The organism is Pseudomonas sp. K8, from assembly GCF_014889455.1.
Taxonomy (GTDB): Bacteria; Pseudomonadota; Gammaproteobacteria; order Pseudomonadales; family Pseudomonadaceae; genus Aquipseudomonas; species Aquipseudomonas veronii.
The window spans coordinates 24,463-49,008 of the sequence record NZ_VJWO01000016.1 but is presented as its reverse complement, the minus strand read 5'-3'; the positions used below and the strand labels follow the sequence as shown (position 1 = coordinate 49,008).

At 58.2% G+C, this 24,546-nt stretch carries 18 protein-coding genes and 1 pseudogene; 11 read left to right on the top strand and 8 right to left on the bottom strand.

Going from position 1 to position 24,546, the window contains the following annotated elements:
* The first annotated feature begins 503 nt into the window (after window positions 1–503).
* The gene (locus tag INT12_RS13910) at window positions 504–1,316 is read left to right on the top strand and encodes a M949_RS01915 family surface polysaccharide biosynthesis protein (protein WP_102617093.1); all 813 of its coding nucleotides are present in this window, start codon (window positions 504–506) and stop codon (window positions 1,314–1,316) included.
* 108 nt (window positions 1,317–1,424) lie between these two features.
* Complete coding sequence (gene xerC / locus INT12_RS13905) at window positions 1,425–2,339, top strand: tyrosine recombinase XerC (RefSeq protein ID WP_017846244.1); 915 nt, start codon at window positions 1,425–1,427, stop codon at window positions 2,337–2,339.
* A gap of 43 nt (window positions 2,340–2,382) precedes the next feature.
* Here the strand turns inward: xerC and INT12_RS13900 are convergent, their stop codons facing one another.
* Window positions 2,383–3,594 (bottom strand): multidrug effflux MFS transporter, encoded by a 1,212-nt coding sequence (locus INT12_RS13900; protein ID WP_017846243.1) that lies wholly within the window; start codon window positions 3,592–3,594, stop codon window positions 2,383–2,385.
* A gap of 190 nt (window positions 3,595–3,784) precedes the next feature.
* Between INT12_RS13900 and INT12_RS31985 the strand changes: the two are divergent.
* Both INT12_RS31985 and INT12_RS31980 read left to right on the top strand, forming a co-directional pair.
* A pseudogene (locus tag INT12_RS31985) lies at window positions 3,785–4,549 on the top strand (MCP four helix bundle domain-containing protein); the annotation flags it as partial.
* Window positions 4,544–5,407, top strand: coding sequence for a methyl-accepting chemotaxis protein (locus INT12_RS31980; protein ID WP_371920069.1), 864 nt, complete (start codon window positions 4,544–4,546; stop codon window positions 5,405–5,407). The pseudogene INT12_RS31985 and the gene INT12_RS31980, both read left to right, overlap by 6 nt.
* 104 nt (window positions 5,408–5,511) lie before the next feature.
* On the opposite strand, the gene INT12_RS13890 is transcribed toward INT12_RS31980, so the two are convergent.
* From INT12_RS13890 to INT12_RS13880, 3 genes are all read right to left on the bottom strand, one after another.
* Window positions 5,512–6,525, bottom strand: a complete 1,014-nt coding sequence (locus INT12_RS13890) for a fimbrial protein (RefSeq protein WP_193040167.1) — start codon at window positions 6,523–6,525, stop codon at window positions 5,512–5,514.
* A 390-nt stretch (window positions 6,526–6,915) separates the two neighbouring features.
* Window positions 6,916–7,986, bottom strand: coding sequence for a linear amide C-N hydrolase (locus INT12_RS13885; RefSeq protein WP_104903214.1), 1,071 nt, complete (start codon window positions 7,984–7,986; stop codon window positions 6,916–6,918).
* A gap of 22 nt (window positions 7,987–8,008) precedes the next feature.
* The gene (locus tag INT12_RS13880) at window positions 8,009–8,863 is read right to left on the bottom strand and encodes a hypothetical protein (RefSeq protein ID WP_319017427.1); all 855 of its coding nucleotides are present in this window, start codon (window positions 8,861–8,863) and stop codon (window positions 8,009–8,011) included.
* 257 nt (window positions 8,864–9,120) lie between these two features.
* On the opposite strand from INT12_RS13880, the gene INT12_RS13875 reads away from it, so the two are divergent.
* Both INT12_RS13875 and INT12_RS13870 read left to right on the top strand, forming a co-directional pair.
* Entirely contained in the window at window positions 9,121–9,795 is a 675-nt protein-coding gene (locus INT12_RS13875; RefSeq protein WP_026139934.1) for a response regulator transcription factor, read from the top strand.
* Between the two features lie 66 nt (window positions 9,796–9,861).
* Window positions 9,862–10,791: an EAL domain-containing protein gene (locus INT12_RS13870; protein ID WP_193040168.1), complete on the top strand. Its 930-nt coding sequence runs from the start codon at window positions 9,862–9,864 to the stop codon at window positions 10,789–10,791.
* On the opposite strand, the gene INT12_RS13865 is transcribed toward INT12_RS13870, so the two are convergent.
* Window positions 10,754–11,431, bottom strand: a complete 678-nt coding sequence (locus tag INT12_RS13865) for a response regulator transcription factor (protein ID WP_017846236.1) — start codon at window positions 11,429–11,431, stop codon at window positions 10,754–10,756. The two genes, INT12_RS13870 and INT12_RS13865, sit on opposite strands and share 38 nt — an antisense overlap.
* Window positions 11,432–11,677: 246 nt before the next feature.
* Here INT12_RS13865 and INT12_RS13860 point away from each other — a divergent pair, with 246 nt between their 5' ends.
* The 5 genes from INT12_RS13860 (at window position 11,678) to INT12_RS13840 (ending at window position 22,513) form a co-directional block, all read left to right on the top strand.
* Complete coding sequence (locus tag INT12_RS13860) at window positions 11,678–14,449, top strand: ATP-binding protein (protein WP_193058882.1); 2,772 nt, start codon at window positions 11,678–11,680, stop codon at window positions 14,447–14,449.
* 75 nt (window positions 14,450–14,524) lie between these two features.
* A complete protein-coding gene (locus tag INT12_RS13855) occupies window positions 14,525–17,968 on the top strand; it encodes a hybrid sensor histidine kinase/response regulator (RefSeq protein WP_193040170.1) in 3,444 nt (1,147 codons plus the stop codon).
* Between the two features lie 268 nt (window positions 17,969–18,236).
* On the top strand, window positions 18,237–18,812 hold the full coding sequence (locus tag INT12_RS13850) for a fimbrial protein (protein WP_169886607.1): 576 nt from the start codon (window positions 18,237–18,239) through the stop codon (window positions 18,810–18,812).
* 66 nt (window positions 18,813–18,878) lie between these two features.
* Entirely contained in the window at window positions 18,879–19,640 is a 762-nt protein-coding gene (locus tag INT12_RS13845) for a molecular chaperone (RefSeq protein WP_226926191.1), read from the top strand.
* A 119-nt stretch (window positions 19,641–19,759) separates the two neighbouring features.
* Window positions 19,760–22,513, top strand: coding sequence for a fimbria/pilus outer membrane usher protein (locus INT12_RS13840; protein WP_226926190.1), 2,754 nt, complete (start codon window positions 19,760–19,762; stop codon window positions 22,511–22,513).
* An 88-nt stretch (window positions 22,514–22,601) separates the two neighbouring features.
* Here the strand turns inward: INT12_RS13840 and INT12_RS13835 are convergent, their stop codons facing one another.
* The 3 genes from INT12_RS13835 to flgG form a co-directional block, all read right to left on the bottom strand.
* Entirely contained in the window at window positions 22,602–22,943 is a 342-nt protein-coding gene (locus INT12_RS13835) for a hypothetical protein (RefSeq protein WP_193058881.1), read from the bottom strand.
* A 194-nt stretch (window positions 22,944–23,137) separates the two neighbouring features.
* Window positions 23,138–23,548, bottom strand: coding sequence for a response regulator (locus tag INT12_RS13830; RefSeq protein ID WP_132849932.1), 411 nt, complete (start codon window positions 23,546–23,548; stop codon window positions 23,138–23,140).
* A gap of 152 nt (window positions 23,549–23,700) precedes the next feature.
* Window positions 23,701–24,486, bottom strand: coding sequence for a flagellar basal-body rod protein FlgG (gene flgG, locus INT12_RS13825; RefSeq protein ID WP_057004138.1), 786 nt, complete (start codon window positions 24,484–24,486; stop codon window positions 23,701–23,703).
* Window positions 24,487–24,546: the final 60 nt, after the last annotated feature.

The window sequence follows — 24,546 nt, the reverse complement described above, 5'->3', positions numbered from 1 at the left end:
ACCTCGGGGTTTGAGCAACTTGGAGCGTAAAGACAACAGTCACTGGCCGAAAAGGCGGGTGTCTGGTTGAACCTGCTGTGGAGTTGGTGTGTTCATCCGACCATCCTGATGGGTTATTGAGATCTTCCATGTGCCGCCGAGACTAAAGATCAAAAATTACAAAGATAAAGACGAATCAACAAGTTACTCGGCACAGTGCGGTTCGTTCTCAAGTCCTGCGGCCAAGATTAAGCGTAAAAATGTTCAACGAATATGAAAGCCGTATGAAAAACTCGTTTATTTGACAGGTAGACAGCTAGGGTTCAGCTACACAACTAAGGCACTGAGGGCGTTGTTTATTTAGCGTAATAGGAACGTTTTACATGACGCCGGGCTCCACTGAGTAGGCGCGGATCTGCGTGGTGCGTGGCGGCAGTGTCTGCTACGTGTGTTTATTGAAGAATCTTCTCTGCATTGCGCCTCAAGTGCCGGTAAAGTAAGCCATCTCTTGCCAGGGTACTCGGATGAATAGCGTGCAGCGTTTAGGCGGCCAATGGCGGCCGGTGTTGATGGGATTGTTGATGAGCGCAGCCTGCGTCACCACCGCATGCGCCGATGACGCAGTGGCGCTGACCACGGTGGTCCAACTGCCGGAAGGGGTTGAAGTGCGCGGCAAGGAAGTTGCCGCCTACACCTGGGACGACCGCCAGGGCAAGAACCTGCTGGTGTTGGCCGAGCAAATCAGCGAACGCGAGGATGACGGCACCCAGTCGGCGTTTGTCTACGCGGCCCAGTATCTGATCGACGGTGACCGCCCCAAGCGCATGTGGATGCTCTACGACGACGTGCAGCACTGTGAATTCGATGCCGCGCTGCGCTTCGACATGGCGGCGACCAAAGTCACCGACCTAGCCGGCGACGGCACCACCCAGGCTACGGTGGGTTACACGCGCACCTGCACCAGTGATGTCAGCCCCAATGAATTCAAACTGATCATGCATGTCGGCAAGGCGCAGAAGTACCGCCTGCGCGGGGTCGACCGGGTCGGCGCCGCCTGGTGGGACGAAGAGGCCGGGGCACTGCGTGGCATGCCGCTGCCCAGGGACTGCAGCGTCGCCGGGCAACAGGCGTTGGTCAGCCAGTACAAGGAGCAGGGCACCGAGTTGCCTTTGCCGGGCTGCTACAGCGACGAGAAAGACTTTGCCAAGGCGCCGGAGGCCTACCTGACGTTCATGCGTCAGCACTGGTTCGCGCTGATGCAGAAACAGGATGCTGAATGGGGCCAGGCGCAGACCCCGCCCCAGGAGCCGACCGAGGACGAAGAGAGCGCCCCGTGATTTGGCGCCAGGGCCGATCGTGCGTTAGACTCGGCCGTCGCCAATTCAATAAATACCTCGAATAAACAATTGGTTACTCGAGGTATTTAATCCAAAGGCTGATCTACCTTGACTGAGTCTATCCGCAACCCTCTGACCCTCTACCTCACCCGCCTGGCGCCCTCCAGCCAACTGACCATGCGTTACGTGCTGCAGGATGCCGCCGACCGCCTGGGCTTCGAGGACATCAACCTTGAGGAGATCGACTGGCACCTGCTGCAACCCGAACAGGTGATCGCGCTGGTTGCGGCCTTGCGCGAGGACGGCTACGCGCCCAATACCTCATCGCTGTATGTCAACGCTGTGCGCGGGGTCATGAACGAAGCCTGGCGCATGAGCCTGATCAGCCAGGAACACCTGCTGAAAATCCGCACGGTCAAGGCTGCGCCCGGTACACGCCTGAGCCAGGGGCGCAATCTGCGTCGCACGTTGATCCGCGAAATGATGGACGTATGCGCTGCCGATCCGCGCCCCCAGGGCCTGCGCGATGCTGCAGTGATCGGCATCTTGTATGGCTCAGGCATGCGCAAGTCGGAGTCGGTCAACCTCGACCTGGCGCAGATCAACTTTGGCGAGCGCAGCCTGCGCGTGATCGGCAAGGGCAACAAGGAACTGATCAAGTACGCGCCGGGCTGGGCCTTCGCCAAATTACAGGCCTGGCTCGAATTCCGGCGCGAACAGCTCAAGGAAGGCGAGCCAGACGATGCGTTCCTGTTCAACCGCATCCGCCGGGGTAGCCACATCACCCGCGAACGCATCACCAAGCATGCGATTTACTACATCGCCCGCCAGCGCGGTCAGCAAGTCGGGGTGACGATCATGCCCCATGATTTCCGGCGGTCTTTCATCACGCGGGTGATCGAGGAACATGACCTGTCGATTGCACAAAAACTTGCGCACCACACCAATATCCAGACCACCGCCAGCTATGACATGCGCGACGACAATGAGCGCCGGCGCGCGGTGGATCGGTTTGACCTGTAGCCGCTGGCGAGCGCGGCCGCCGCGTTCCATCCTCGGGCATGGCTCAGGAGGAAGGCGGGGCGCCGGGCAGCAGGTGCGCCGGTAAACGGCGCAAGGTCCACAACGTGGTGAGCATCGCCGCGACCGCACACAAGGCGATGCCAACCAACATCGGCGCCGGGGTGTGATCGGCGAAGATTCCCACCAGGGTCATGGAGACCGCGGCCGTGATCATCTGGATCGCGCCGAGCAGTGCCGACGCGGAACCCGCCACCGCGCCATGATCCTCCAGGGACAACACACCGGCCGCCGGTAACAGCAAACCGAGAAACCCGAAACCGATAAACAGCAGTGTCATCATCAAGGCCAGGTGACTGCCCCACAGCGTGGTGGCGGCCAACACCACCATGACCGCCGCCACACCCACCACCGACCAGCGAATCAGCGGTGCCAGCCCGAAGCGTGCGCTCAGGCGGGCGGTGAGCTGGCTCATGGCAAAAAATGACGCCGCGTTCAGCGCAAAGCACAGGCTGAATTGGGTCGGGGTCAACCCGAAGTACTCGATGTACACGAACGGCGCGCTGCCGATAAACACAAAGAACGTTGCCAGGCCGAACCCGCACACCACCGATAAACCGATGAACACCGGGTCGCGCAACAACGCCCCATAACTGCTGAATGCATGCCCCAGGGTCTTGCCCAGTCGGCGCTCGGCGGGGTGGGTTTCAGGCAATTGCACGATGGTCATGCCCAGGCACAACACGGCCACCACCGCCAGCACGGCAAACACCTCGCGCCAACTCCAGAGCGCAATCACCAGGCTACCGGCCAATGGCGCAAGGATCGGCGACACACTCATCACCAACATCAGCAAAGCCATCAGGCGCGCCGCTTCATGGCCGGTATACAGGTCACGCACAATCGCCCGGGGAATCACCATCCCCGCGCACGCGCCGAACGCCTGCACGGCGCGAAAACCAATCAGCACTTCGATGCTCGGCGCCAGGGCGCAGCCGATACTGCCCACGGCGAAGATTACCAACCCGGCATAGATCGGCGGCTTGCGCCCGAACACATCACTGATCGGGCCATAAAACAGCTGGCAGACGCCGATGATCATGAAGAACACCGTGAGGCTCATCTGCACCGCTGCCGGCGAGGCCTGCAGGCTGGCGCCCAGGGTCGGCAGCGCCGGCAGGTAGATATCGATGGCGAAGGGGCCGACGGCCGTGATCAGACCTAGCAGCAAAGCAAGGCGGGCGATACGTTTAGGCATGGGCAGTTCCGGGTGAAGCAAAGGTCGGTCAGCTTAAAGAACCGCCCCCGCGCAAACAAGGCGGGTAAGGCTTTGAGTTTATCTGCGCAGATCTGCGCAATTGAGCTTCAATAACAGGGAGCCTATGCCGATAACAGTATCAGTGACGCTCTAGCGGTTGGGTTCCCAACCGGCTGTCCAGGCTACGGGGATGACCAGCATGACGATCAAATTACGCTTGTGGCTATTGATTGCGACCGGGTTGCTCACCGCTTTGATCATGAGCCTGGCCGGTTACCTGGGAAACGTCCGGATGGCCGATGCCGTGCAGGATAACGAGATCAGCATGACGGTGCTGCGCAACCACATGGAAGCCGACATGATGCACGACGCCCTGCGCGCCGATGTGTTGTCGGCGATGTTGGTCGGGTTGGGTAAAAGCACCAGCACCAAGGCCGAGGTCGGCAACTCGCTCAAGGAGCATACCGAGCACTTTCGCCAGGTGCTGGAGGACAACCTCAAGCTGCCGCTGGGCGACACGCTCAAGACCAGCCTGGAAAAAATCAAACCCAGCCTGGATACCTATATCAGCGCTGCTGAACGCATTACGGCACTCGCGCTGGACAACCCGGAGGCCGCTCGCGGCGAACTGGAGACCTTCAATACAGCCTTCAGCCAGTTGGAAGGTCAGATGGCGAGCCTCAGCGAGCTGATCGAAAACAATACGCAGCAAACCAGCATCGGCACCCGACAAACCATCAGCAACGCCAACTTCACCTTGGGCGTGGTGTTGATTGCGAGCCTGCTGTTGCTCCTGGCGCAGGGCCGCTGGGTTTCGCGGAGCATCATGGGGCCGTTGCAGGCCGCAAGCCGCATCGCCGACAGCATCGCCCGTGGCAATTTGAGCGAACCGATTGTCGAGCCCCAGCGCAAGGACGAGGCCAGCGCGCTGATACGCAGCCTCGGCACCATGCAGCGGGACCTGCGCGGCATGATCGAAGTGGTGCGCAGCAATGCCCATGGCGTCAATGGCATGAGCGAGCAACTGAGCCAGGGTTGCCATGAGGTGGCGGGCAGCAGTCAGCAGCAAAGCAGCGCCGCCAGCACCATGGCGGCGGCGGCCAGTGAAATGACCGCCAGTATCGAGGAAATCACCCAACATGCGGCGCGCGCACTGAACATGGCCAACCAGGCAGAAGCCTTGGCCAAGGACGGCGGTCGGGTGATCCACCAAGTGGTCAGTGACATGGCCGGCATTGCCCGTTCGGCGCAGCAGTCGGCTCACGTCATCCGCACGCTGGACAAGGAGTCCGAGGCAATCTTCAGCATTATCCAGGTCATCAAGGGCATTGCCGATCAAACCAATCTGCTGGCCCTGAATGCCGCGATCGAAGCCGCCCGCGCCGGTGAACAGGGGCGCGGTTTTGCGGTAGTCGCCGATGAAGTGCGCAGCCTGGCCGGACGTACCAGCGCCTCGACCCAGGAAATTGCCAGCATGGTCGGCCGTATCCAGCAAAACACCCGCGAAGCGGTGACCAGCATGGAGGAGGGCGTCACACAAGTGGACAAGGGCATGGCCGTGACCGCCGAAGTCGAGCGCGCCATCCGCGAGATTCTCCAGGCCACCCTCAACACCACTGAGTTGGTCAACGACATCTCCCGCACCATCAGCGAGCAAAGCCTGGCCAGTAACGAAATTGCCCATCAAGTGGAGATGATTGCCAGCATGTCGCAGCGCAACAGCCAGGTGATCGGCACGACGGCCTCGACGACGGACGAGTTGTCTGCATTGGCGGGGAAATTGTCGCAGTCGGTGGATCGATTTCGGCTCTGAGCATCACCGCTGATTTAGACAACTCGACTCAATCCTAACGCCAGCAGCCATCGGCAATTCGTGATGGCTGAGGGATGAGGTTTGGCTGTTTGGTACGCTGGCGGCTAGGGATATACGATCGTGACAGTCGCCATTGCAGTGACCGCTCCAGCGGGTGCGGTATCGACACCCGGCATCCGCACGTACTGTGCTGTAAAGGGCATGGTATATGAGGCCCCCGCAGCAGCCGAGGAATTGCCATATTGAATCGGTGCCTGCGAAGGCAGCGTACTGCCTGTTGGCGTAGGGCCGAATGTGATCGGGGCTGTCTCGTTGCTGTGGTAGAGGCGTACCCCCACTTTATTGTCTGCACTTGGCTGCAGATAGTTCTGCTGACTACCGGTGTGAAGCGCATCGGTGAAATAGGTGGAATAAACCGCGCCTTTGCCGCAAGCCGAGGCTGTGATCGAAAACGCCATTTCGCCCACCGTGCCCGCGCTGCGTGTACTGCCTTGCGAGGCAATCTGCGTCTGTGTGGCGGAGTTGAGTTTGACCGTCTGATTCAGTTCACCGGCGCTGAACTTGCAGGTGGGCAGGTCCTTGGGCAGTGCTGATTGCAACTGAGGCAAGTTTAACGCGTAGTTGGAACCTCTAAAACAATTGATTGTGCTCTGTGTCCCCGTCGAGTCCGGGTAAACATACATACCCACAAGAAGTTGTGGCCCGCGCTGGGCGGCCATGTACTGCGACAGAAGTGTGGTTGTCGTATCATTGGCCGCATATTTGGCCGCGTCGACGATGACCAGTTCATACTGCGCATAATAGGTAACGCTGCCATTATAACGAATGAAATTGGTGGAGGTTGGCAGATAAGCATAGGCGACGTCGAGCGTATTGGGGGCAAGTATGACTGGCGTATAACTAATTACTCTCGTGAGTATGTTGGACGTCAGTGAGGTTATCGTCATCCTGCCGCCGATACCGGACGTGGTGGAAAGTGGCACCGAATTGGTACTTGTGTCGTAATTCGGGTAGCTGCCCCCGGCGTTTGTCTGTATCCCCCATGAATACACGGAGTCCGCACCGGTGGTGCTGTTTCCGCCGCCGCGGATATTCGTCAAGGTGATTGGCAATTTCATGGTGATGGAAGCTAATACCGTACCATTGCCAAATGTCGCCGGCTGCTTGATATCCCAGCCCCCCGACGCTTGAAAGCTCGATGCGGAACAAGAGCCTATCTCCGCGTATACCGGGGAAACCCAGAGCGCACCCAGAATCAACGTGACTGCACTGCACAACTTAGCTAGACGGACACCCCAAGAGTTCAAAAGGTTGGCTAGTCTAGGCTCTGAATATTTCATCAAAATGCCCTCTGAAATTGGCCTGATATGTGTGGTATGGACTAAATATAGTTTGGCTGAAAACCTCCACGCGAGAACGCAAGTTTAAGTTAGTTTAAAAGTGCATCTGGCTGCTGTATATCGGACAAGTATTAAAAACGCTGGCAAGCCAGGTTCTGCACGATGGGATTAACCCCCTTCGAACTTGAACGGAGGTGTCACTTTGAACTCGCGCGACACTTCGCCGGAAAAGATATTCGACTGATCCTTGCCCAGGTCCAGTTTCATGACGTTGCCCGTGCCGGGGGAAAAATCGATCTTTTTCAAATCGACCCAGAAGGTATTGGGCGTCAGGGCCGATTCGAAGAAATACAACTTGCGTTGATGATCCACCACCGAACGCCAGCGGGTGGAGGAGATGTTCGGCTCCCCTGGCGTGGAGATGCCGTAGGGCACCGAGACGTTCCTGATCACGCTGAATACACTGGCCAGCGACACCTGCGGGTTCTCGTTCCTGGGGATCGCGTTGACATAAAAGGACGCCCGGGCGAAGCGGTCGGCCGCGCGGTTGGTGCCCGGCAACATGACTGTCCCGCCGATGGATTTCCAATAGGCATTGAGGGCCAACTGTTGATCAAAGGTCGGTGAGTTGGTCATGACCTGGAACTCCCGACCATGGTGAATCACCGGTTTTCCCTTGATGTACTCGATGATCGCGCTGTCGCCTGACGCATCGGACAGGGACAGATGCAGGGTCGCCAGGCGAGTGTCCCCGGGAACCTTGGACGTCACCAGGGTGAACGGTTCTTTCTTCAGCGCCTCCACGGCCTCAGCCACCGTGGCGTAGTTGTCCAGCACGTATTGCGCCCAGGCGGCGATGCTCAGACCGGGCTTAGTGCTTTTGGCCGTTGGGTATTCCGACTCCACCAGCCACAGCAGGTTAGCGACCAAACCGGCCTCGTTGACCCCGTCGGTGGTGGCGATGTCATAACCCGAAGCAATCACGCTCCCATAACGCGAAGTCCACTTGATCGAACCTGCGCCCACTTCGCCATTACGCTGCATACCCTGGGGAAAGATCCACAGGTTGGTCGCTACATCGGTTTTCCAGTCCATGGAGCGCGCGGTGATCACCGTCTGGTTATCCCCCAGGTAGGTCAGTCGCGTGCAGGCCTGGGCCACCGGCAGACACAGCATGAATCCTGCCAGGCCAAGGGCTAGCGCGCGGGTGATGGGTTTACGCAACTGTGCTCCCTTCATTGTATGACTCCTCAACTGTTGGTCAGAAACGCACGGACAGGCCGATTGCCGGGCCGCGCTGGGTAACGTCGTACTTGAACGTATTACCGGTGAAATCGTGAGTTTGATATTTCTGTGATAACACTCGATATCCCGCTCGCAGCGTAGTTGGGTATTGGAACAGGTGGGTCCGATACCCCAAATACCCCTGGGCGCTGTAACTGCTCTTCGTCGCGGTATCGAAGCCGCCGACGTCCACTTCGCCGGAGGCCGTCCAACGTTCATCAAGATCCGTCAGCATCCGCACGCCCACGAACGGATCGCTCCATTGCGCTTTCTTGCGGGTGGCAAAGCCGATGCTGTCGATCTCCAGTTTGCTCGCCAGGCGCGTCCAACGTACCCCGGCAGTCGGTTCCACGCGCCAGGCGCGCGGGTCGCCGAAAATCGTCGTGCCGCCGAGCGCTTGCTCATAAGCGAGGTAATAGACCCCCGCCGCGATGGTGGTCTGCGTGATGTTGAGTCCAGCCTTCTGGCCCAACACCCGGTGGGACTCATGAGTATCGGCATGGACTCCATCGACATAGAAGCCGAGGCTGCGGTTGGTGACGTCGAGATTACCCATGAAGACCGAGCGCAAGTTGTTCAAGGTTTCAGAAAACGGCACGTCGACGTGGGTGCTTACACCGCCGAGTGTCGCCTGGCCGGACATCGAAGGTGCCCACGCAAATGGGCTGACAAGCACGCGCCAGGGCGCATCGCCATGTGCGGATGCGGCGCTCGAGTCAGCCGCCTGGGCCTGTTGCCATTGCATGGAAAAACAACTGATGGCAATCAGGATATAGATCATTTTTGTTTTAGCGCACTTGAATGTCATGGCCGGATTTTTCCACTTTTGCACAATGGGTTCGCTCCGCAAAGTCATCGCCAAACCAAGGTTTTTCGGTGGTTTGCGAGATTAACAAGAGAAAGATATGAAGCGAGCCTGAACTTTATCGTGAATTTACTAGCGCCAGAAGATAGACGGACTTGCATTCGTTCCAGTCTTATTTGTTTGCACTAAAAAAGCAGACGGGTACGAGAGTCTGCAAGGTGGCAGGCCACTATATTAGTCCTCTGGTAACGATTGGGCCTAACCATCAACTAGTTGCGAATATCATGAAAATCAATCTCATTATTGCTGACGATCACCCAGTATTAATCTCGGGTATACAACATGAGTTGTCCAGCATTCATACGCTGCAGGTGGTGGGAACTGCCAACAACTCTACTGAAATAATGGAGCTGCTCGCCAAGGAACAATGCGACATCCTGATCACGGATTATGTGATGCCTGGCGGTGAGTTTGGTGATGGGATGACCATGCTCTCGTTTCTGCGCCGGCGCTACCCGAGCCTGAAGATCATCGTGTTCACCATGATCGACAGCCAGATCATGCTGACCGAGTTGATCAAGCTCGGCGTACACTCGGTATTAAACAAATCGGAGCATATCAGTCACCTGATATTTGCCATTCATGCGCTCTACGCGGGGGCCACTTATTTTTCGCCGAAACCCCATCCCGGCAACGATCTCAACCTTGCCCAGACCCGCACGACGCGGCGTTTATCCAGGCGCGAGGCAGAAGTCATTCGGTTGTATGTGTCTGGACGCTCGGTCAATGAAATTGCCAGCGAATTCAATCGAAGCAAGCAGACCATCAGTTCGCAAAAAACCAGCGCCATGCGCAAACTGGGCATCAAGCGTGACGTTGAACTGATTCGCTTCGCCCGTGAGATGGGATTAGTTACGACCATGCGCTCAGATGATTACTTTGAGGAAAAACTCGATTAATTAAGAACACCATGATGAATGTTTTTGATACTTGTCTCATTGTTCGAGCATATGACGACCTGAATAATGAGTCGCGTCGCCACCCGCCAACTTTTCTTGGTTATGCAAAAGGCTTTATGGTTTTTTAACTCGCGTTACTGCAGTTGGTATTTCTCTATGTTTATTAAAAACAGTCTTGAGCCCGGGTTGAATGACCAGGAGCTCATCCATGCCATTACTGGCGGCCGGGCTTTTCGCGTGGTCTTGCAACCCCAGCATGATCTGCTGACCGGCGCCCTGGTCGGCGCTGAAGCCCTGGCCCGCTGGGACCATCCACAACACGGCGAAATTGCGCCCTCGCTGTTCATACCTGCCTTGACCCGGCTGGGGGGCGAGCCCGGGCTGTTCAAACAGGTGGTCAGGCAGATCCAGGCGGTATTGTGGGTGCTGGTCGAAGCGGATGCGGCATGCCCGATTTCAGTCAACACCTCGGTGGCGACGCTGTCGATTCCAGGCCTCTTGCGCGAGCTTGAGTGCAGCCTGAACGAAAGCCGGGTTTCGCCGCGCTTGATGAAAATCGAGATCACTGAAGACCTGGCGATCGATGATCTGCAAAGCCTCGCCGATGAACTCCATCGGATGCGCGCTCAAGGCTTCGGGATCAGCATGGATGACTTCGGCATCGGTACCTCCACGCTGGAGCGACTGACACAGTTGCCTTTCACCGAGCTCAAGATAGACCGCTCCTTTGTCCGCCGCATGCTGCATCAGCCAGCGGCGGGCGCCGTGGTGCGGGCGGCTCTGGAGTTGGGTAATACCCTGGGGATGGAGGTGGTGGCAGAAGGCGTCGAGTGCGCCGAACAGATCCACTTACTGCGAGAGTTCGGCGGGCGGGTGGGGCAAGGTTATGGACTGGGCGCCCCCATGGAAGTCGAGGCCTTCATTGCCTATGCGCTGGCTGCGGCGCGCCAGCAAGAGATCACTCCGGGGACGCGTCTGTCTCGCTGGAAGGGGTAGATGCCGTGGCAATACCGGTTTCGTAGGCGAAGCGAAACAGGTCGGCATCGCGCTCTATGCCCAACTTGCGCATGGCGCTGGTTTTTTGCGAGCTGATGGTTTGTTTTGAGCGGTGCAGTTGTTCCGCAATTTCGTTGATCGACTGACCGCCGACGTACAGCCTGACCACTTCCAACTCGCGTTTTGTCAGATCCAAGCCTTCATCCGCATTCCTATGGTGACCGGCAGAGCCCGTCCGTGAAATCTCGGAGGGGAAATAACGAGCGCCTGCATGCACAGCATGAATGGCCGATATCAGATGACGGGTTTCGTTGACCTTGCCCAGCACCGATTCCACCCCGAGCTTGGCCAGTTCTTGAACGATGGCGGGGCTATCCAATGTGGTGAATACGACAATCTTCAAGGTGGGAAAACAACGGCGCAAATAAGAAATGAAGGTCAACCCATCGCCATAGGCACCTCCAGGCATCGCGTAGTCGGTGACCAGGACATCGCAGGATTGATGCTGCAATAATCCAACCAGTTCGCCAGAGTCCCGGGCGACACCGACGACGTCAAGGGTCGGAATCGCTGCGAGATCATGTTGGATGCCCGACAAAAGGGCTGGGTGATCATCGGCCAGCAGAATACGGATCTTCATGATGCGCGCACTTTACTCGTGGAAGGTGGAGAAACAATCGATTCAAACCGTCGGGAATTTATAACAACGCCAATCAGGCACGGTAGCACTCGATTGTTCTTCGACGGAAGACACTAAGGCCTCATTCATCAAAGTACTAAAAGTTGCGTAATGGGGCTAGTACTTGTCTGCAATGGGTCTCCAGCCGTCCTGAAAAAGTCTGACTCGGTTCATAGTATGCCCCTACTAAAGGATGAGCCCAGTGCTGTGACCAACGCCCAAATAAACGTCTTGACTCGCTATCGCCGTTTTCAGCGACTGCTGCTGTTTGGAGGAGGTCTGTTCACCACGCTGATGGTGTTGTTGACTTTTTCATTGGGGGTGCATGAGCGCTGGCGCACGCATCTGGAAGTGTTACGCCAGGTCTTTATCGTTAACCGCAATATTCTGGCGACACAGGACATGAGCGTGCTGGTCACACCATTCAATTTTTATGGCATGTGCAGCACTGTGCTGATTCTGCCGCGCAACGGCGACGTACAGGTCAGTGCCACCAACCCGTGCGATGACTCTCGCGACCTGGAGCCTGACTACCTGCATGATCTGGTCGATAACACTTACTTGCCTCTGCAAGAGCGATACGGCGACGGGGTGTTCAGCCTCACGGGTATCGTCGCGGACAGCGATTGGGTCCTGGTGCATGCCTATAGCTCGCGCAGTATCGGCATCATCATCGGCCGGCAAGTGGGCATGGAGGGCGCGTTGACCCTGATAACGCTGATGTTGATGTGGCTGTTACTGATTGCTCTTAGGCTAGGGGTCTTTTCTCCGTTGTTGAAATGGGCGCGGAGTGTCCACGAGAGTGAAAAACTCAACCGTATCTTGATCGACACCGTGCCGGTGGGATTGGGGGTGATTGCCCTGGATAGTGGCGAGGTACTGCTATGCAGCCCCACGATGCTGGAAACGGGTGAACGCTTAGCCCCTGTGGGCGCCTCCTTGCCGGCGGCCTTTATCAAACGGTATGACGAGTTGATGCTTGAATACCGCGGGCAACCAGGGAAACCGCCTGAGGCGTTCCATGAAGAGTTGAGCTTCACATTGCGCGATAACTCCAGGCTCGACTTGTCGGTGAGAATGGCGCGAGCACGCCACAAGGGGCGAGAGGTGCTGGTGACGGCGTTTGCTGATATCACGGCGAAGATCCGGGTGACAGAACAGATGCGCGAGGCGCGCCAGCTCGCCGATTCGGCCAATGCTGCGAAATCGGCGTTCCTCGCGGCCATGAGCCATGAGATCCGCACCCCTCTCAACGCTATCCTCGGCAATCTGGAACTGCTGTCCCATTCCGCCCTCGATTGCGTGCAGCGCGATCGGCTGAACGTGATCCGCGCCTCCTCCGATGGCCTGCTGGCGACTATCAGCGATGTATTGGACTTCTCTAAAATCGAGGCCGGCGAGCTGTGTCTGGAGCACATCGAGTTTGATGCGCTGGAGGTGGTGTCCCGCGCGCTCATGATGTTCGCTCCAGTGGCGGCGGCCAAGGGCCTGCGATTGATGGGCGAATTGGGCCAGGAATCGACGCAGCCGATGCGCGGAGACCCGACCCGCCTCGGGCAGGTGATCTATAACCTGCTATCCAATGCCATCAAGTTCACCGAGTCCGGGCAGGTCCTGTTGCGCATGCTGACGGACGAGTCCAGGTCACAGTTGCTGATCGAGGTCCAGGATACCGGCATCGGCTTGTCATCGGGGCAGTTGGCGCGCATGTTCCAGGCCTTTAGCCAAGCGGATGCGTCTATCAATCGCCGCTTTGGCGGTACCGGGTTGGGGCTGGCGTTGTGCTCGCGGCTGGTGCAGGCCATGGACGGCACATTGTCCGTCGTCAGCGAACTGGGGCAGGGCAGCCGTTTCATCCTGAGCCTGCCCCTGGGGGCGTGTACGCAAGTGCCATTGGTGCCGCGCTTCAATGGCCAGCACGTATTGCTGGTGGTGGCCTCGCATTCCGCCTGTGACTATGTCTGCGGCGTGTTGCAAGCGTGGGGCCTGCGTGTCACCTGCTACAGCCATCCCTCCCAGGTCGGATCAGAGGCAATTTCGACGGCGTCGATATTGATCCTCTGGGGGGAGCGGCACAGCTGGCACGCCGCTGAGGAAAATCGACTTGTGGAGGAGTCGTCGTGGGTCATCGATTGTGCTATCGATGGAACCCGGGAACCCTTGGTTGCTGGACGTCTGTTGAGTGTTTCGATGTTCGGGCTGCGTGGGCTGGTCGCAGGCTTGCGTCATGCGCTGCAAGGCAAAGCGTTGGCCGCGCCACAAAACGCCAGAAAAGTCCTGGTCAAGCCATTGCGGGTGCTGGTCGTCGAAGACAATCTATTGAACCGGGAGCTGTTCAGGGAGCAACTCAAGCTGCTGGGCTGTGCCCCGTTGGTGGTTGCGAATGGCGAGCAGGCGCTGGCATGGCTGGACGATCAACCGTTTGACGCACTGCTCACCGACCTGGCCATGCCCTTGCTCGATGGTTACGAATTGGCACGTCGGGTGCGGCAGCGCTGGCCCGATATGCCGGTGTTGGCGGTCACCGCCCATGTCACGATGCAGGACCGCAGGCGTTGCGAAAAGGCGGGCATGCTCCGCGTGCTGGGCAAACCCTTGTCGCTGAATGCACTGGCCCAGGCCCTGTCGGAAGTGACGGGCACCGAATGCACTTACTATGAGGTCGGTCAGGGCAGTGGGCTACTGGGTGGGCAGGTCATGCCGGACAGTATTCGCGAAATGTTCTGGGAGTCCTGCGAAAGCTCATTGGCCGTGCTGCGCCAGGCCCGACGCGACGGTGATGTGCAGCAAATGCTCGCAGAGTTACACTCCCTGCGCGGCATGCTCGGGGTGTACCGGATGCGCGGGGTGAGCCGCAAGCTGATCGATGCGGAGAACGGGCTGAAGTGTGGGGCCGCTTCCGCGCTGGCGGAGGTGGACAGGCTGATGGCAGAACTGGCGGCAGAGATCAATCTGGCGCGCACCGCAGCTATCGCGTGAGCTTGCCGTTACCGCGTCTGAAAGCAGCGATCCATATTTCAGCAAATGAGTGCGCAGTGGGAGAACGTTCGAGCGATGACCACAACCTTTGACCAGGATGGTGTGCTGGCCCGCTTGCATCGCTATCAGACTATGTTGGTCATGGGCGGTGGCACTGCCATCACCGTGTTGGTGCTGCTGGCCGCGGTACTGGAAGTGGTTGCCTCGGTGATGACCTACGTTGCCCGGACCAACGAAGAAGTCTCCGTCGATGTGCGTCACGTAATGGACTTCACTGCGCGTGCCACGGCGACTTTACGCAACAATGTGCAGAACATGGAGCTTGCCTGGGAGCGTGCCGAGGCACCGGACAGCAAGCGTCTGCAGGCCTACATCGAAGCTGGCAAGCTGGTACGCGTCAATGCGTCCGCTGCCGCGCCTTCGTTGCTGGTGCTCGGCAGCACCCACCAGGACGATCCCGCCCAGGCCTGGCGCTACATCGATCTGGCGCAGCAGATGGCGCCCGCCACCGCAGTGATAGCGGCCCGAAACGCCGGTGATCTCAGCGCCTACTTCTACAGCCCCGAACGTAGTGTTCTCATCCTCGCGGTTGCACCCTGGCCTGGAGCAGAGTGGCAGGCGCGTATCGCGGCGTCCCGCGACAGTCTGTTCGAAACCCTGACCCGTCAGAACGGACGCGCACTGCTCGCAGCGGACAACCCTGCGCGGAATAGCGCAAAGGGGCTGCCGGCATTTCAGTGGCTGGCGCCCTATGACAGCCCGCTCACCGGCGCTTCGGCGATTCGGGTGGCGGCACCGCTGATCGGCCGTGATCAGCACTCTTTCGGCACTCTGGTGTTCGAGCTGCCGCTGGCCAGCCTGGCAGCCAAGTTGCCGGACACCGGCCTGCAAGGCAGTTGCATGATTCTGGGCGCCGATGGCTCACCGATCTTTTCCTGTCAGCAGGCGGGTGGGCCTCAAACCTTGAGCGAGGCCCAGCAGGCATTGGCTGACGGCTTGGGGCGCAGCCGCCAAACGACCTATCTGCAAGGCCATGTTCTCAGCGGCTGGCCGCTGGGAGACACCTCCTGGACGCTGGTGTACGCCCAGTCGTGGCAGCAGATCGCTAAAGGTGTTGCACCGCAGATCGCCGTCACCGCACTGACCTCGGCCCTGATCATCCTGGCCACCTGGCTGGTATTGCTGCTGGTCAAGTGGCGGTTGCTGGCGCCAGCCGTGGCGCAGTCGCGCCGGGTGTTTGAAAACGAGCAACTCAGCCGGATTCTGGTGGAGACCGCACCGATAGGGCTGGGCCTGATTGCTGTCGACAACGAACAACCGTTGCTGCGCAGCCCGGCGATGATCGACATGGCCCGGCATATCTCCCGCCCTGGAACCAGCTTGTCGGCACTGTTTGCCCGGCATTTCAAACAACGGCTGACACTGCCGGGCACGCCTCCGGTGCATACCATTCGCCAGGAAGACCTCGGTGTTTCCACCCTCGATGGCCAACACATCGACCTGTCGGTGAGCATCGCCCAGGCCCGTTACCAAGGTCGTGATGTGCTGGTGACGGCATTCACCGACGTGACCGCGAAAAAACGTCTTGAGCAGCAACTGCGTGAAGCACACCAGGCCGCGGACGCCGCCAATGCGGCCAAGTCCGGGTTCCTGGCGGCCATGAGCCACGAAATCCGCACGCCGTTGAACGCCATCCTGGGCAACCTCGAATTGCTTGCCTACTCGCCGCTCAACTCGCGCCAACGCGACCGCCTCAAGACCATCCAGACAACCTCCGATGCGTTGCTGGCGATCATCAGCGACGTCCTGGATTTTTCCAGAATCGAAGCCAATGAGTTACGCCTGGAGGACCTTGAGTTCGATGCCCTGGAGATCGCGTCTCGGGCGCTGATGATATTTGCGCCGGTCGCGCGGGCCAAGGGCCTGACGTTGCTCGGCGAGTTCGAGGAGAGTGTTTCGTTGCCGATGCGCGGTGATCCTACGCGCATGGGGCAGGTGATCCATAACCTGCTGTCCAACGCCATCAAGTTTACGGACAAGGGCCAGGTACTGCTGCGCCTGACTGCGGATAAAGTTGCGCGCACCGTGACTATCGAGGTCGAGGACAGTGGGATCGGTCTGACCGCCGAGCAACAGGCGCGGCTGTTCAGTGCGTTCAGTCAGGCCGACGCCAGTATCAACCGTCGGTATGGCGGCACCGGATTGGGGTTGGCACTGTGCTCGCGCTTGACCCAGGCCATGGGCGGCAGCCTTGTGGTGCAAAGCGCGCATGGTCACGGCAGTCGATTTACCCTGCGCTTGCCTCTGGGAGCGGCGACCGGCCACCCGGATCTTCCGCGCTTCGAGTCTGAACGCGCGCTGTTGGTGGCGGCCTCGCCTGATTGCCGCACCTATTTGACCCGGGCTCTGTGCAGTTGGGGGTTACAGGTCCAGTCTTATGGTCACCCGGCACAATTGCAAGATGACCAGCTTGAGGGCGCCGACACCCTGATTCTGTGGGGCTCACGACAGACCTGGCATGCCGATGACGAAAACCGCCTGGTGGAAAAGTCTTCTTGGGTCATCGATTGCACGGAGGACGGCCCGGCCGAACCCGTGGCCGCCGGGCGCGTCCTCAGTGCGTCGGTGTTCGGTCTGCGCGGGCTGGCAGCGGCGTTGCGCTATGGCTTGCAAGGTCAACCGTTAGCGAAGGCGGAGCAGGGCATATCGGCACTGGCCAAACCGCTGAAGGTATTGATTGCGGAAGACAACGCGGTCAACCGCCGACTGTTTGAGGAGCAGCTCAAGCGACTCGGATGCCTCGCCACCACCGTGGAGAGCGGGGCAAAAGTGCTGGCCTGTCTGGAGCAGGAGCCTTTCGATGTGTTGCTCACCGACCTGTCGATGCCGGGGATGGACGGCTATGAGCTTGCCTTGCAGGTTCGCCAGCGATGGCCGGCACTCCCGGTGCTGGCGGTCACGGCGCACGTAACACCGCAGGAGCGCGCGCGCGGCGAAGACGTCGGCATGACTCGCGTTCTGAGCAAGCCGCTGTCGCTCAGGGACCTGGGCCAAGCCTTGTCCGAAGTGACCGGCACCGAGTGGGGGGGCAAGGCCTGGTCTGGCAGTGAACTCCTGGCTGGCGACGCAGTGCCTGATGACATCCGGCGGGTGTTTCGCGAATCCTGCCAAGCATCGGTGGCAACCCTGTGTCGGGCCCGGGACGCGGACGATACCGCCGCGATCCTGGCAGAACTGCATGCGTTGCGTGGCGCCTTGGGCGTATTCAATATGCAACACATGGCCGCGCTGTGCATGGACCTGGAACAGGATGTGCGCGCCAACGGTGTAAGGGCTTGCAGCACCGGCGTGAAGCAATTGTGCGATGCGCTGCAAACCAGTGTGATCAGCCCCCCTGAATCATTGCATGATCTCCTGGAACGGATGTTATCCCTGGCGGATGCCAAGGCGCCCGAAGACGCCATGGCTCAAATCGCCGTGCTGGCGCGCCAAGCCCAACAACGTCTGCGCGATGGTTGATCGCGGTCACTGATTGCTATGCGTCGCTCTCGGCGTTAGTTGCCTTTCCGAGGCCCCTCGGGCACGGAACTTGACCTGGATCAATAACGCTGTTAGTCCGCTGCGATTTTGCGCCGCAAGTTTAACTTCCGTACTGGTCCTACATAAAATCTTTCTGCTTTTACTTAGTATTCGTTGGTGCCGGTAACGGCTATCGATCGATATGCAAAGGCCTGTGGGACTTCCATTGGCGGACGATATCTATACTCCATTAAAGCAGACACTGAATATGAAAAAGCTCTTTCTAAGCGTTGCAGTTATTTCGGCAATGGGGCTCTCGGCCATGGCCAACGCGGCTTCTACTCCTACTGTTGGTGCTACAGGCACTATCACTTTCAATGGCACTATCAGTGCCGATAGTTGTGTTGTTCATAGTGACGGCCCTGGCACTGCGGGCGGCAACCTGACTTACAACCTCGGGACTGTTCCAGTCAGCGCCCTGGGGACTGAAGCCAATCCAAGTGGCGGCGGTACCCTGACCGCGCTGCCGACAGACCTGAACTTGAGTGTGGAGTGCGGTTCGGCGGCAACCACCGTCGAACTGAAACTGACGCCGACTGCAGTCTCCGGCAAAGGTATTGCGGTGAGCGGTGGTGCGAGCAACGTACAAATCATGTTGGTTGATACGCGTACCAGTACTCCGGCACCGCTTGACTTCACCTCAGGCAGCGCAACCTTGACCGGTGCGATCAGCGGTGGCAGCAGCAGTATCCCGCTGAAGGCTTACTACACCCACACGTCCTCGGGCGCGGCAACTGCGGGTCCGGCCAACGCAACCGTGGCCTACACCCTGTCTTACAACTAAGCCCTCGGCTTGTCTCAAGCGAGGTTGCAGAACCTTGCTTGAGGTCTTTTTTCGGAGGATTGTTTTTTGACCACTTTCATATTTCGTAGTCTCGCGGCCCAAGTCATGCTGGTGACGGCGTGCCTGGGTTTCAGTTTGTCCGCGCAGGCTGCCATTTCCCTTAGTGGTACTCGCCTGATATTTGAGGGTAAGAATAAAGAAGCCTCTATCATTGTTCGCAATGAAGGTTCAAAAGTGCTGGTCCAGTCGTGGATCGAGAGCAATACGCCCGGTGATAGTGGTGAACTACCATTTGCAGTAACACCGCCATTGGCCAAGATGCAACCTAATGGCCAACAACTGTTGCGCGTACTCTATGCAGGCAAGAGCGATTTGCCGACCAATAAAGAGACCGTGCTCTGGCTCAATGTTCAGGAAGTTCCGGAGCAAGTCGAAGGCGAGAATACGCTGCAGTTGGCGATTCGTCAGCGCATCAAGCTGTTCTATCGTCCCGCGGGCATCAGCGGAACGGCGGCCGATGCGGCTACCGGTTTGACCTGGCAATTGGTTCAGCAAGCCGGAAAACCGGCGCTGAGAGTCGTCAATTCCAGTGCTTTTCATGTCCCGATCAATACTGTCGATCTGAGCGCCATGGCGCAGCAGGAAAAACTCTCCACGCCCTTCATGATCGCGCCGGGAGAGACCCATTACCTGACGTTGAAGAACGCTGGCATTTCGCCCCAGGCGCGCCTCAGCTTCAAGGCCGTCAACGATTACGGCGGCGTCGACACTTTCAACGCACAACTTGTCAGTGGCACCCCCGTTCAAGCTCAACGCGCAACGCCTTAACCACACGCCCGAGCGCCTCCCTGGCATCTGTCCCATACATAGCGCTAAGGCTTGCGCTGATTGCCTGAGTCATACGGCTGCGCGTTCCTTTTTTTTGAGCAGAATCTCTCGAAACTATCATGTCGATACCTAGCTTGTTTTTCACATCACACATGACCGGCTCGCGACTTCGCATCGGCACTCCGCGTCTGATGCTGTTGAGCACATGCTTATGTTTCTGGATCGACGCTATCGCGGCCGACGGCCTGGTCAAGGCCGTACCGGAGGCCGACACTCAGCTGATTGCCAACGCTACGGCGGTAGATATCACTCGCCCCCCCGGCCGGGGGCATGAGGGTTACAACGTCGCGTTCCTGTATGGCATGGGCCAGTCTGCGGATGTGAAAACGTTGTTGATGGGCAGCGACGTACTGCCGGGCATCTATCGGGTCGATATCTATGCAAACAACACGCTGGTCGGACGCCAGGATGTGGTCTTTTCCGAGAACCCCAAGTCCGGCGAGGTCGAGGCGTGTTTCAGCGAGGATCTGCTCAAGCAAGTCGGCATCAACACCGTGGCGTTGCACAGCGAGGGGAAGCTCAAGACCGACACTGACTGCTATCGTCTGCCTGATCTGATCGATCAAGCCGGTGCGGTCTACGATTCGCCGCGATTGCGCTTGAACCTGAGCGTGCCGCAGGCCGCGATGACTCGCGAGCGCCGCGGTTATGTCGATCCTTCCGTGTGGGATTCCGGGGTCAGCCTTGGCTTCGTCAATTACAACCTCAATAGCCGCTACGACTACAGTTCCAGCAATGAAAGCCGGCAATCGACCAACCTGGGGTTGCGCATGGGGCTGAATGTGGGTGACTGGCGTCTGCGCAATAACTCTTCCCAGACTTCCAGTACCGGGCAACCGTCGAAGTTCACCAGCCAGAACACCTACCTGCAGCGGGACATCACAGGACTGAAAAGCCAACTGTGGCTAGGCGAGACCTACACCAATTCGCCGCTGTTCGACGGGGTACGTTTTCGCGGGGTGCAGATGGCCTCCGACGAAGGCATGAGTCCGGATAGCGAACAGGGTTATGCGCCAGTCATTCGAGGGAATGCCGAGTCCAACGCCACCGTTGAAGTGCGCCAGAACAATTATCTGATCTACAGCGCAAACGTCTCGCCAGGGCCTTTTGAAATCACCGACCTCTCGCCGTCCGGTTCCAACGGCGACCTGGAGGTGACCATCATCGAGGCGGATGGCCGCCGTCGGGTGATGCGCCAGGCGTTTTCCAGCCCACCCTTGATGGTGCGTGAAGGGCGGCTGCTGTATGACGCAACGCTGGGGGAGTTCCAGCAGGATTATGGTTCCAGTGAACGTCCGGTATTTGCCAATGGCTCGATGATGTATGGCCTGACCAGCGACCTGACCTTGGCCAGCGGTCTGCAGGCGGCTTCCGGCTTTCAGGCGTATAGCATGGGCGCAGGGATCAATACGCGTATCGGCGCAGTGTCCCTGGACGGAACCCAGTCCCACAGCAGCATTGAGGGTACGAGCAAGGCCGGCCAGCGCTTGCGCCTGCGCTATGCAAAATTCATCGAGAGCACCAACACTAACGTGTCGGTCAATGCCCAGCGCAGCCTCAATGAAAACTTCCGAAGCCTCTCCGACCACGTCTATGCCAGCAGCGCTGCACAGGGGCATGCGTGGTATTCGAGTGAGTTTCCTGATTATTCGTCGACTTCTTCTGCGTACTCGCGAACGCGTCTGGACGTCTATCTGGCGCAGAACCTGGGCAAGGACAATCGCTTTGGCAGCGTGTACCTCAACGGATCGGACGACCGCTATTGGAACAATTCAAGCTCACGCAGCTACTCGGCGGGCTATAGCAACTCCTGGCGCAGCCTGAGCTACAACGTGGGTGTGACCCACGCGCAGAACGTCAGCTCGTCGGTGTATAACAGTCGCTACAGCGACACCACCCTCACGCTTTCACTGTCCTTCCCGTTAGGTGGCGGGGAAAGGCCGCCGCAAGTGTTCATGAACAGCAGCCGGCAGCAGGGCGGCGATACCAGCCTGCAGACGGGCGTCACCGGGACTTTGCCCAGTGACCGTGACGTGAACTATTCGGTGGTCGCCGGCCGGGGAGCGGACGGAACCGGCAATGGCTCGGCATCGGTGGGCAGTAACACGTCCGTCGGCAACATGACGCTGGGTTACAGCTATGGCAATCAGTACCACTCGACTTCTCTGCAAGCCAACGGCGCTATCGTCGCCCATGCCGGAGGCGTCAACCTCGCCCAGCCGCTGAGCGAGACCTTTGCCTTGGTCAAGGTCGAACCGCGCATGGCGGACGTACCGGTGGCGAGCTACTCGGGGGTGAAAACCGGTGCCAACGGTTACGCGGTCGTCCCCAACGCTACGCCATACCGGGCGAACTGGCTGGGCCTAAGCGCGAATGGGATGAGTCCTGACGTCGAGATCGACACGGCCATGCAACAAGTGGTGCCGCGTCGTGGTGCTGCGGCATTGGCTACGTTCAAGTCCAGCAGTGGACGCCGGGTGCAGTTCGAGCTGTTCCGCCCGGATGGCAAGCTGATGCCCTTCGGTGCGACGGTGGATCATGACGACGGCCAGCGCCTGGGTATTGCCGATCCACGCGGACGGGTGCTCGCGTTGCTGAGCGATGAGCAGACTTCGGGTGAGCTGCTGATTAGCTGGGATAACAATCAGTGCCGCGTAAGATTTGCTTTGCCGGAGAAAAAATCCGGGGAGAACTATCAGAGTATTTCTCTGAAGTGCAACGCAGTGACTCCGACGCCAGACAAGCCTGCACCTGCACCGAAAAAGATCAAGAGTGCCGTGCCGAGCATTGCGTTCTACCAGCCACGGCAATAACCGTCGACTTCGCCATGTCCATGAGCGTTATGGACCTCAATTGCGCGCCGCCCTCAAGGGCGGCGCTGCCTACACCAGAGCACGAGGCTCAGAAATAACTCAAGGTGATTCGGTAAGCGTCATGCGAAGCATCTTGGCTGAGAACAATACCTTTTCCCGTTGAACTCAGGTGCCGCCAGACAACCACATCAGTATCCATGCTGGCGGTGACCCGCGACGTCATTTCACTGCGCTCGCACTGGATGGCGAGCGCGGAGGGGAGGGTGGTGTGGAAGGGGGAGTGGAGGGGTTGGCATTGCGCCGCTTCTACGATTGCTCCGCTGAACTTAATCTTGCCCGTCGTAACGGCCTCTGCGTTGGCCTGATTAATCACGATAGGACTAATAAGCAATGTAAGTAACACCATTAGACCGGGTTTTATGGTATTCATGGTTTTCTCCTGCTAGTACTGGGTCGAGAATCGAACCAGGCTACTGCTATCTAATTCAACGGCACCTTTTTCATAAACTTTAGGGTCGGCTGATTAAATACAGTGCGCAGTAGCAGCGGAGCATTGATACGATCGGATCGTGTTCTGAGAGGTCTTATCCTGAATGGGGCTGCTTGATTTCCGCGTGACTTCGTTCAATACGGATATCGGACGGTGTCCTGCACTGGAATGGAATTATCTGTTGATGAGATTATCCATTGGAGTTCCGCGCGATCGACAAAAGTCGCATCGCAAATGGTGACTTTACCGCAACGAATGACCGACCCGGCGACCAGCTTTTCGCTGCCATAGATCAATGCAGAGAGAATCTGCGGGGAGTCGAGGCAAAAAGCCAGTGGGGCAAAGCTGTTCTGGTTGCTGAATTTCTCGTTGAGAATCAGTACATCAAACGGCGCATACGCATAATCTACCAAGCGCCGTAATTCCGTAATGGACTGCACTGGTGCAATCCGGTGATAGCCCAATTGGTTCAATACCCTTTCAATTCGCAAGCGAAAGAAATGCTGTTCATCGGCGATGAGAATTCGTGATGACTTATGTATCATTTTTACAGCCCTGCGCGGTAAGGTATGCAGTAGAGGAAACTTATTCCTACAACAGCCCAGCCTAACGATGCTGTAATTTTTATTATATGGGACGAGTATTAAAAGCAGCGCGCACACAGTAGCGACGTCTACGAAACCCCGTGACGATTCAATCAAAGACTCTTTGTAAGGTTGCCTAGCATCTCTTTTGCGGTAGAGACAACTTTGGAGTTCATTTCATAGGCTCGTTGAGTGGTGATCATGTTGACCATCTCTTCAACGGTACTCACGTTTGAGGTTTCCAAGGTGCTCTGCAATGTTGTGCCGATACCATTGACTCCTGGAGTGCCGACTTGAGGAGCCCCGCTGGCGGCGGTTTCCAAAAAGAGGTTGGCGCCTTGTGCTTGCAAGCCTGCCGGATTAATGAAATCGGCTATCTGCAGATTGCCAATCACCTGCGAGGCAGGGCTGCCGGCGACAGTGATCGATACAGTCCCGTCCTGGCCCACGGTGAATGTCTGGGCGTTGTTGGGAACAACGATCGCCGGTTCCAGGGCGAACCCATTCGCTGTGACGATCTGACCGTTTGCATTTAAGTGGAACGTGCCGTCCCTAGTGTAGGAAAGGCTGCCGTCGGGTTGCAGTATCTGGAAAAAACCACGGCCGTTCAGCGCCAGGTCCAGAGGTTGACCGGTCGTTTGCAGGCTGCCGGCAGAGAAGTTTTTCTGGGTGCCGACGACATGCACCCCGGTGCCTAGTTGCAGGCCAGAGGGCAATGCACTGTTCTGGGTTGACTGTGCGCCTGGCTGTCGTTTGATCTGATAGACAAGGTCTTGAAACTCGGCGCGATCACGTTTGAAGCCGGTAGTCGAGACGTTCGCCAGGTTGTTGGAAATAGTGGTCAGGTTAGTGTCCTGGGCAGAAAGCCCGGTTTTTGCGACATACAGTGCAGGAAGCATCCAAATCTCCTTGGCGGCCGTTTTGCGTGGTTAGGATTTGTCGGGGAGGGCAAACACAAT

What these genes read in the sequence shown, in the direction of transcription:
- INT12_RS13910 (WP_102617093.1), top strand. Translation starts at nt 504, where the DNA reads ATGAATAGCGTGCAGCGTTTAGGCGGCCAATGGCGGCCGGTGTTGATG.
- INT12_RS13900 (WP_017846243.1), bottom strand. Translation starts at nt 3,594, where the DNA reads ATGCCTAAACGTATCGCCCGCCTTGCTTTGCTGCTAGGTCTGATCACG.
- INT12_RS31980 (WP_371920069.1), top strand. Translation starts at nt 4,544, where the DNA reads ATGCAGCGGGACCTGCGCGGCATGATCGAAGTGGTGCGCAGCAATGCC.
- INT12_RS13890 (WP_193040167.1), bottom strand. Translation starts at nt 6,525, where the DNA reads ATGAAATTGCCAATCACCTTGACGAATATCCGCGGCGGCGGAAACAGC.
- INT12_RS13885 (WP_104903214.1), bottom strand. Translation starts at nt 7,986, where the DNA reads ATGAAGGGAGCACAGTTGCGTAAACCCATCACCCGCGCGCTAGCCCTT.
- INT12_RS13875 (WP_026139934.1), top strand. Translation starts at nt 9,121, where the DNA reads ATGAAAATCAATCTCATTATTGCTGACGATCACCCAGTATTAATCTCG.
- INT12_RS13870 (WP_193040168.1), top strand. Translation starts at nt 9,862, where the DNA reads ATGAGTCGCGTCGCCACCCGCCAACTTTTCTTGGTTATGCAAAAGGCT.
- INT12_RS13865 (WP_017846236.1), bottom strand. Translation starts at nt 11,431, where the DNA reads ATGAAGATCCGTATTCTGCTGGCCGATGATCACCCAGCCCTTTTGTCG.
- INT12_RS13855 (WP_193040170.1), top strand. Translation starts at nt 14,525, where the DNA reads ATGACCACAACCTTTGACCAGGATGGTGTGCTGGCCCGCTTGCATCGC.
- INT12_RS13850 (WP_169886607.1), top strand. Translation starts at nt 18,237, where the DNA reads ATGAAAAAGCTCTTTCTAAGCGTTGCAGTTATTTCGGCAATGGGGCTC.
- INT12_RS13840 (WP_226926190.1), top strand. Translation starts at nt 19,760, where the DNA reads ATGTCGATACCTAGCTTGTTTTTCACATCACACATGACCGGCTCGCGA.
- INT12_RS13835 (WP_193058881.1), bottom strand. Translation starts at nt 22,943, where the DNA reads ATGAATACCATAAAACCCGGTCTAATGGTGTTACTTACATTGCTTATT.
- INT12_RS13830 (WP_132849932.1), bottom strand. Translation starts at nt 23,548, where the DNA reads ATGATACATAAGTCATCACGAATTCTCATCGCCGATGAACAGCATTTC.
- flgG (WP_057004138.1), bottom strand. Translation starts at nt 24,486, where the DNA reads ATGCTTCCTGCACTGTATGTCGCAAAAACCGGGCTTTCTGCCCAGGAC.